The organism is Pseudoalteromonas sp. Z9A6 (genome assembly GCF_011378805.1).
In the GTDB taxonomy this organism is placed as follows: Bacteria; Pseudomonadota; Gammaproteobacteria; order Enterobacterales; family Alteromonadaceae; genus Pseudoalteromonas; species Pseudoalteromonas distincta.
This window is the reverse complement of sequence record NZ_WTKZ01000099.1, coordinates 1-7,182: the sequence shown is the minus strand read 5'-3', so window position 1 is coordinate 7,182 and position 7,182 is coordinate 1. Positions and strand designations below refer to the sequence as shown.

Annotated in this window: 11 protein-coding genes; 9 read left to right on the top strand and 2 right to left on the bottom strand. The window is 39.9% G+C overall.

Features of this window, described 5'->3' with window-relative positions; all coding sequences use genetic code 11:
- The 7 genes from GQR53_RS20020 to GQR53_RS19990 all read left to right on the top strand — a co-directional run.
- A partial coding sequence (locus GQR53_RS20020) for a hypothetical protein (RefSeq protein ID WP_165745023.1) occupies positions 1-853 on the top strand: 853 nt, incomplete at its 5' end.
- Between the two features lie 85 nt (positions 854-938).
- Positions 939-1,781 carry a hypothetical protein gene (locus tag GQR53_RS20015; RefSeq protein WP_165745022.1) on the top strand — a complete coding sequence of 281 codons (843 nt, stop codon included), beginning with the start codon at positions 939-941 and terminating at the stop codon, positions 1,779-1,781.
- Positions 1,782-1,844: 63 nt separating this feature from the next.
- A complete protein-coding gene (locus GQR53_RS20010) occupies positions 1,845-2,108 on the top strand; it encodes a hypothetical protein (RefSeq protein ID WP_024602320.1) in 264 nt (87 codons plus the stop codon).
- A 130-nt stretch (positions 2,109-2,238) separates the two neighbouring features.
- Complete coding sequence (locus GQR53_RS20005; RefSeq protein ID WP_024602321.1) at positions 2,239-2,478, top strand: hypothetical protein; 240 nt, start codon at positions 2,239-2,241, stop codon at positions 2,476-2,478.
- Between the two features lie 217 nt (positions 2,479-2,695).
- Positions 2,696-3,292 carry a tyrosine-type recombinase/integrase gene (locus tag GQR53_RS20000; RefSeq protein WP_165745021.1) on the top strand — a complete coding sequence of 199 codons (597 nt, stop codon included), beginning with the start codon at positions 2,696-2,698 and terminating at the stop codon, positions 3,290-3,292.
- 389 nt (positions 3,293-3,681) lie between these two features.
- Positions 3,682-4,536, top strand: coding sequence for a hypothetical protein (locus GQR53_RS19995; protein WP_064667424.1), 855 nt, complete (start codon positions 3,682-3,684; stop codon positions 4,534-4,536).
- 60 nt (positions 4,537-4,596) lie between these two features.
- Entirely contained in the window at positions 4,597-4,920 is a 324-nt protein-coding gene (locus GQR53_RS19990) for a hypothetical protein (RefSeq protein WP_064667425.1), read from the top strand.
- Here the strand turns inward: GQR53_RS19990 and GQR53_RS19985 are convergent.
- Together GQR53_RS19985 and cadR are read right to left on the bottom strand one after the other, a co-directional pair.
- The gene (locus GQR53_RS19985) at positions 4,917-5,453 is read right to left on the bottom strand and encodes a hypothetical protein (protein ID WP_165745020.1); all 537 of its coding nucleotides are present in this window, start codon (positions 5,451-5,453) and stop codon (positions 4,917-4,919) included. The two genes, GQR53_RS19990 and GQR53_RS19985, sit on opposite strands and share 4 nt — an antisense overlap.
- Before the next feature lie 128 nt (positions 5,454-5,581).
- Positions 5,582-5,971, bottom strand: a complete 390-nt coding sequence (gene cadR, locus GQR53_RS19980) for a Cd(II)/Pb(II)-responsive transcriptional regulator (protein WP_004588587.1) — start codon at positions 5,969-5,971, stop codon at positions 5,582-5,584.
- Between the two features lie 79 nt (positions 5,972-6,050).
- Between cadR and GQR53_RS19975 the strand changes: the two genes are divergently transcribed.
- Together GQR53_RS19975 and GQR53_RS20685 are read left to right on the top strand one after the other, a co-directional pair.
- Positions 6,051-6,668, top strand: coding sequence for a cation transporter (locus GQR53_RS19975; RefSeq protein ID WP_004588586.1), 618 nt, complete (start codon positions 6,051-6,053; stop codon positions 6,666-6,668).
- Positions 6,634-7,050 carry a hypothetical protein gene (locus tag GQR53_RS20685; RefSeq protein ID WP_227008878.1) on the top strand — a complete coding sequence of 139 codons (417 nt, stop codon included), beginning with the start codon at positions 6,634-6,636 and terminating at the stop codon, positions 7,048-7,050. The genes GQR53_RS19975 and GQR53_RS20685 overlap by 35 nt, the downstream gene beginning before the upstream one ends.
- Positions 7,051-7,182: the final 132 nt, after the last annotated feature.

Sequence of the window (7,182 nt, the reverse complement as noted above, 5' to 3'; positions counted from 1 at the left end):
AGATAATCAGAACATCGATGCTAGGTGTGGTTCGCTAGACGCTTACGATATTCACATCAAAGGGCATTCTGATGTTGATATGCTTATCATTGTTACTAACCCTGTAAATATTGAACTTCCTACAGTAAATCCAAATGGATACTCTCCCGCAACAGACACTAGAGGTTTGATTAATATTGCTAAGGATGTGAGGGAAAAATCAGAACGTATTCTGCCTATTAGCTTCCCCAAGGCAGAAGTTGATAGTTCGGGAAACAAGTCAATTGCTTTGGAAGGTGGAAGCTTGAGACGAAAAGTTGATATTGTTCCAGCCATTTGGTTTGACACAATAAGATACCAGCGTTCAGGTCTAGAAAGTGACCGAGGTATTAAAATATATCATAAAGCAGATCATGAATTTCATCTTAACTATCCATTTACCCATATCAAAATGATAAATGATAGAGATTCATTGTACTCAGGAAATCTGAAATCTGTAATCCGACTATTGAAGAACATGATTGCTGATATGCCTGACTACAAGAAGAGAACTGCGAAAAATTTGAGTAGCTATGATTTGGCTGCAATCGCATTTCATATGAATACAGATTTAGATGTACCTAGCTACATGAAGTTGGCACTTGTGGAGAAAGCTCGTGCACATTTAGCCTTTCTTAATTCTGCAAAAACTTATCGTGATACTCTCGATGTTCCTGATGGTAGCCGAAAGATATTTAATGAAGAAAGTAAGACTGAAGCTTTAGAAATTCTTACAAATGAAATTTCAGACTTAGCTAAAGCGATTTATGAGGAGCTCAAGCCTTATAGCCAGAGGTATGATGCAAATGTCATCCTCAATAAGTCTGTATTTTAGCCCTAACAAACGCATGTTGTCGGACTGGTTTTCCGCTGCGATCCAAACCAGCCGCAAATGCAGGCGTTATGTTTAAAGGAGAGTTATGAGTTTACAGATGGATATTTCATTTGCGTGCGAATGTGGTGAGCATGTAGAAGATATAGTCAATGTCCAAGACCCTGATTTTTCCGCTGAAAAGAATAAGGATAGCCAAACCGACTCTTGGCAGGAGGTGTTTTGCCCTTCTTGCGATAAGGAATATACGGTTCAAGTTACTAACACTTTTTATAGTGCTATGGCATCAATTGATTATGGGGATGTGGACGTAAACTACGGGATGCCTTATTACCCAGAAGATGAAGCTGATGAGCTTTACTGGTATATCGATAGTAAAACTCATCATGAAATTCTGCAAAGCCACTTAAAGAGTGTCCGAACACTACTAGAAGTAGAAGTTCCTCCTGACACCCTATTTAGTCTATGGGTCATGCTACATGGTCACGTTGTATCAGCAATTGAAGGTTACTTGGCAGGCACATTTATTCATAAGGTTACAAACTCTGAGGAGTTAATACGAAAACTCGTTGAAACAGACCCTGAATTCTCAAAAAGAACGTTCACTCTTAAAGAGATTTTTGAAAAGCAATCAAACTTAAAGGTTACGGTTGCTACTTACCTTAAAGATCTAATATTTCACGATCTAAAGAAGGTTAAGCCAATGTTTAAAGATGTTCTAGGCCATGATTTTGGCGACATTTCGTGGTTGTTTAAAGATGTCGTGAAACGTCATGACTGTGTTCACAGGGCAGGGTACAACAAGGACGGCGAAGCGATTGAGGTTTCAAAAGATTCTGTATTGGAACTCTTGGAAAAAGTTGAAGCTCTGGCTAATTCAGTTGAGGCAACGGTAGGTAAGTTAGATGAGCCTGATGACCTGCCATTTTAAACATAACAAGCAGCTGCAACGGAACAATTTTCGCTGCGCTGGGCGTTACTGTATTTGAGAGTTATGGAATTAAACGAAGCAATCACATCTTACAATGAGCTATTAGGCAAATACGGTGTTCGCAATTGGAGGCTTAGTGATGTTCGTTCTGCGTCATCAGCACGAACTGTACTTAAAAAGTTTGGAGGAATGGGAAGTATAAATGATTTATATATTTGTTTTGCCAATGGTCACAATATAAATCCAGATCAAGAAGCAGCAGTAAATAGTGAGCTTCATGAATTATTAGAGTGTATTTATCAGCATTGTAAAGCAAAGGCTAAGTAGTGAGAGATACACCACAAAGTTAAAAAGTTTAGGTACCCACGCACTTCGTGCTGGTCCTACGTAAACTGTTACGTTTTTTGTTTCCAAAAACACCGCCGTTGCCAAAGGCGTTATAAATCTAGGAATCATTATGAAATGGCCTACAACTGAACAATGCTATGCGGCAATGGCAAAACTCGCTGAGTATTATATGGAAGGTGAGAAGCTGGACTATTGGATGGATTTGATTTGTAGTGGAGTTGCTAAGGACGTTTTCCCTCCAGGCAAAGGCTTCCTTGTAGATGTATATGAAGCAAGGATGTCCACGGATAAGCCTGAGCTTGAAGACTACTTGGAATTGCACCAGCTTATTTGTAGCGTATGTGTGTAGCTAAGTTAGATTTATAACCAGCGTATTAAGAGTAGACGGTGAACAGATGGCTGCTTTTTTTCACTAATTTTAGTCAACTGCTTCCGCTGCTTACACAGGCGTTAGCACTGTCCACTTATGGCACAGAGCCGTCCTTAGTCTCTAACACGTTTATGTCCAAATCCTAATCAGTAATACATCCACTATCCTCATAGTGACTTTTAAATAGGAGGTCACTATGAAACCAGAACTAAACCACAATGCTACTGGTGTGAAACGTCCTTTCAAGCTTGAAGAGATTTGGCGTATTCGCACTCGAATTGAAATTCAAAACAACTTGATGCAATTAGCTTTACTTAATTTGGCTATAGATAGCAAGCTAAGATCATGTGACTTACTCTCTTTAAAAGTTCGAGACGTCACTACTCTCGATCAAGTATTTGAAAGGGTTCAATTAACGCAGAAGAAAACTGGGATCGAAGTTCAATTTGAGATAACTCCGAAAACACAACAAAGTATTATCCATTGGATTCAAGAAGTTAAATTGCAACCCAGTGATTATTTGTTTCGGAGTATACGTCGCTCTAATCAACCAATAAGCTATTCATATTACAGGTCTATCATCAGGAGCTGGGCTGAGCAATTAGGACTTGATTCTGACCTTTATGGAACTCACTCAATGCGAAGAACCAAAGCGACTTTGGTTTATGCTCGAACCAAAAATATACGTGCCGTTCAGTTACTACTTGGTCATACAAAAATTGATAACACCATCAGATATTTGGGAATAGAGATTGAAGACGCCATTAAAATATCGAGAGAAACCGATTGTTGATTTAGCGCAGGCAGTGTTCTTATGCTGCCTTTGCCCCATTATCATTTAACGTAAATACTTTATAGGTCGATTTTGAGCGAACTACGGAAATTACCTAAAGCAGAACAAGTGATCTGCTAGGTAGTTGCTTGAAATCAATTATTAATTGCTAATCTAGCCAAATTTAGGTGTAATGAATACATAAAAAGCGCTGAGCAATGCAGGGAAAGCTTAAATTACACTAGCTAAGCTGATTAAATTAGCTAGGAAAGTGAGAGCCACCAAAAAGCAAATTCCCATAGCATAAACAACACCAACTCTGACACACCGAGCAGGTAGCGGCTCAGTCCAACAAGCGATTATGCAATACAAAATGCGTGTCGCATAAATACTAAAATGTTAGGCTGTAAATGGAATACATCGTGCCACCAGATAATTATGCAAGCTTCATCGGTACTGTTGCACTTATAGTGTCGATTCTGTGCTTATTTATCACTTTTTTGCTGAAGCAAAGAAGCCATGCGACTAAGTTGTTTTCTATTATGCTTGTAGCATCGCTAGCTTTCTTTTCTTCTCATTGGGCTACATATTTTGCCGCTATCTTTATAGTTGCAACTGCTGTTACTGAGCTGGAATTTTTACAGAACTTGGCGGCCATAATCAGAAAAGATGAGAATTATTTCAAATACAAGAAAGAAGCTCTAAGTAAGGCTGAGAATATTCGCCGGAAAGCTGAGGAAGCAATAGAAGAAGAATACACCTCGGAGCAGCCGTCAGAAACGGAAGAATCTACAATCACAAAAATTGACCTTTCAAAATTACAAGAGCTTTCTAATACATCAAGGATGAAGTTGTCATTTGAAGTTGAGGAAAAAGCCCTCAGTTACCTGTCAAAGGAATATGGGCGCATTGAAAGAGGCGTGCGCTTTAGAAAGGGCAATCAATCAGTTGAATTCGATGGGGTTGTTACAAATGGACGAGATAAAGCAGACACTATTTTTGAGGTCAAGTGGACCCGAAATCCTGATCATGCTTTTATGTTTATTAATCAATCCATCCGACGGTCTAACGATCAAGTGAATTCTTACTCCTCAATTACTGGTAAAAAGCCCACCTTTAATTTGGTTGTTGTTACAAATACTAAAACCAGTATTGGCACAGATCGTTGGGAGAAATTAAGGGAAAGGGCAGAAGAAGTTGGTGTAAACCTAATCAATTTGAGCCTAAAAGAGATAGGGTTCGAGGTTACACATGAAATCGCCTAACAAAGCCATTAAACTCGCTCTCTACGGTCGCCGGACGCGATGAGGAAATAAAGAGGTATCATGGCAAAAATTAAAGATAGATTAGCTAAAATAATTCGTGATAAACCTAGAGTGTTGACCCGAGCAATATTTTGGAAAATCCCTCATAACACCTCAGAAGACGAAGTGTTCTTGAAGCTTGGTCGGTATAATAAGCCAAAGGGTTGGCTTGATAGTGAAACACTAGAATTAGATAGTCCCAAAAGTGAACTTACGCTGGGTAGTGAAGAGTTCAGTAATCTCATAGATTTCATTTCAACAAATTACGAACCTTTCAAGCAGGGGACGAAAGCTTTTTTGCCTTTAGATAACCCGTACGACACATCAAATGCAGAGCAGTGTTAGACGACTTGGGGACAAAAAACCTTCGATGATAAAAACGCCATATCGATTGCACAACCTCTCTGCGAAGCAATAATGTCGATGACCGCTCGTACCCGTTTATCCTCAGGGCGCGATGAAAGCGCAGGACTATAGACTAGCCCTACCGCTTTATTTACTGTTTTCCACACTTTGTCGATATCGACGTCAGTAAATAGATGCTGAGAAATGGATCCCAATTCTTTGCTAGTAAGCGGCAGAGTATTAATTCCATCACTCCTGGCTTGACGTAAGGCTTTGAGAAATTGTTGGTTTTGCCTATCTTCAGGCTCTAAATAGATGACTACAATCTGATTGTCCTGTGCCAAAACCTTGTGAGGGACATCTTCGAAAATCACAATACATTGTCCGGTGTGAATACTTTGTGCCTTGTAATCTTGAACCGAGATGTCTTTGTCTAAACCAATGCAAATTTGGACAGCATGATGTGCATGAACATCATTATCAGGACTGATTCCGATGTAAATCGCTTTGTAGGGCCACAAATGAATATGCATGGCTGACTCAGTATCAAAAGTTCAGGCTATTGATTTTTGCCTTATAAATCTACACAAATGACGAATGTTAGCCGATAGATACACGTTGAGGCGAGTGCGCACAGTGAAACTGTGTGCTTCTTACACTTTTAAGTGTGTAAATAATTTAAAATGCCACAGTCCCTAATGGTTTTGTTTTGATCACACTTTGACGCCATATTTTCGAGTGATGACTTTAATGCGTTTAGCTCTTCAATGCGAATAATGACGTCTGATAAATGCTTAGCTATTAACGTATTGATATTTGAACAGCTCTGATCTGGCTTCGAACGACTGTCCATGAGCGTTTTTACTTCCATGATAGACATATCCAATGAACGACACTGTTTAATAAATAGGAGTTGTTCAATAGTCCCCTTGTCGTAGACACGATAATTTCCACTTGAGCGCTTGAGCTCAGGCAATAGCCCTTTCTTTTCATAAAAACGAATGGTCTGAATACTACAACCTGTCGTCTTTGCGACATCACCAATTTTCATTTTTTACTCCTAACCGTTGACTCTATACCAAGTATAGACTTTATACTCATACTATTCATCAGTAAAGAGTGTGTTTCTAATGAGCGGATGTGGGTGCGAAGTTGAAATAAAAGACCAGTCTCAACGACAGGTTTTGTATTGGCTTTTGGGAATAAACGCGACAATGTTTGTTATAGAAATGGGGATCGGGTTGCTTGCTGATTCAACCGCATTAATAGCCGATTCACTTGATATGCTCGCCGACGCAGTTGTCTATGGTGTTGCCCTTTATGCTATTGGTAAATCGCTATTGCACAAAGCCAATGCGGCTAGAATTAGCGGCTTTTTTCAGATGGCACTGGGTGTGTTGATTATCATTGATATTGTAAGACGGTCAATTTACGGTAGCGAACCTGTATCGGGACTAATGATGGCTATGGGGGCAGTTGCACTGGTTGCTAATGTCATTTGTCTTGTGATCATACGCAAACAAAGAAATGAAGAAGTGCATATGCGGGCAAGCTGGATATTTTCAGCCAACGATGTGATTGCCAACTTAGGTGTTATCTCTGCTGGCGTTTTGGTGTTTTGGCTCGATTCTCGATGGCCTGATCTGGTTATCGGTGTGATAGTTTCGTGCGTTGTGTTGCGCGGGGCAAAAATGATCCTCGAAGATGCTGGAAATGAAAGACAGCGAGCGCTTAATGCGCAAAGTTGATAAGAAAATGCCAATTTTTAATTGCACATCAAAACTGCGTAGGTTGGCATGGCTACTTATTACTTTGCTCATGTGTCAATCGGGCTTTTCGTTCGCCGCTCAATGCGATGACTACCCTGCGGAGGTATCGTCAGTCCCTGAACAATCAAAGTCGATAGGCACTTATGATGTTCCCGAAAAAAATGTAAATGCTGGTGATAATACGTCGAGTGAAGAGCCTAAGTGTTTCCATTGTGTGCTGTGTCAATGTGGACAGATTAAGTTTCTGGCACAACACCCAATAAATGACGTATCTAAACCGTTATATACCAATCAATACAGTTATTCCCGCAACCTCACTGACGGCCTAGTCGAAGGCCTTTTGCGCCCACCTCAACATTAATCCATTCCCTCCTATATGTTTGCATGGGTGCTTTCCATGTATGTCGTTATCTTATGAACAAAAGGTTCTTTTATGAGTTCTTCAGTAAGCGTCTAGCGAACCACACCTAGCATCGATGTTCTGATTATCTAA

Coding starts and splice junctions, on each gene's coding strand:
- GQR53_RS20015 (WP_165745022.1), top strand. CDS start 939: ATGAGTTTACAGATGGATATTTCATTTGCGTGCGAATGTGGTGAGCAT.
- GQR53_RS20010 (WP_024602320.1), top strand. CDS start 1,845: ATGGAATTAAACGAAGCAATCACATCTTACAATGAGCTATTAGGCAAA.
- GQR53_RS20005 (WP_024602321.1), top strand. CDS start 2,239: ATGAAATGGCCTACAACTGAACAATGCTATGCGGCAATGGCAAAACTC.
- GQR53_RS20000 (WP_165745021.1), top strand. CDS start 2,696: ATGAAACCAGAACTAAACCACAATGCTACTGGTGTGAAACGTCCTTTC.
- GQR53_RS19995 (WP_064667424.1), top strand. CDS start 3,682: ATGGAATACATCGTGCCACCAGATAATTATGCAAGCTTCATCGGTACT.
- GQR53_RS19990 (WP_064667425.1), top strand. CDS start 4,597: ATGGCAAAAATTAAAGATAGATTAGCTAAAATAATTCGTGATAAACCT.
- GQR53_RS19985 (WP_165745020.1), bottom strand. CDS start 5,453: ATGCATATTCATTTGTGGCCCTACAAAGCGATTTACATCGGAATCAGT.
- cadR (WP_004588587.1), bottom strand. CDS start 5,971: ATGAAAATTGGTGATGTCGCAAAGACGACAGGTTGTAGTATTCAGACC.
- GQR53_RS19975 (WP_004588586.1), top strand. CDS start 6,051: ATGAGCGGATGTGGGTGCGAAGTTGAAATAAAAGACCAGTCTCAACGA.
- GQR53_RS20685 (WP_227008878.1), top strand. CDS start 6,634: ATGAAAGACAGCGAGCGCTTAATGCGCAAAGTTGATAAGAAAATGCCA.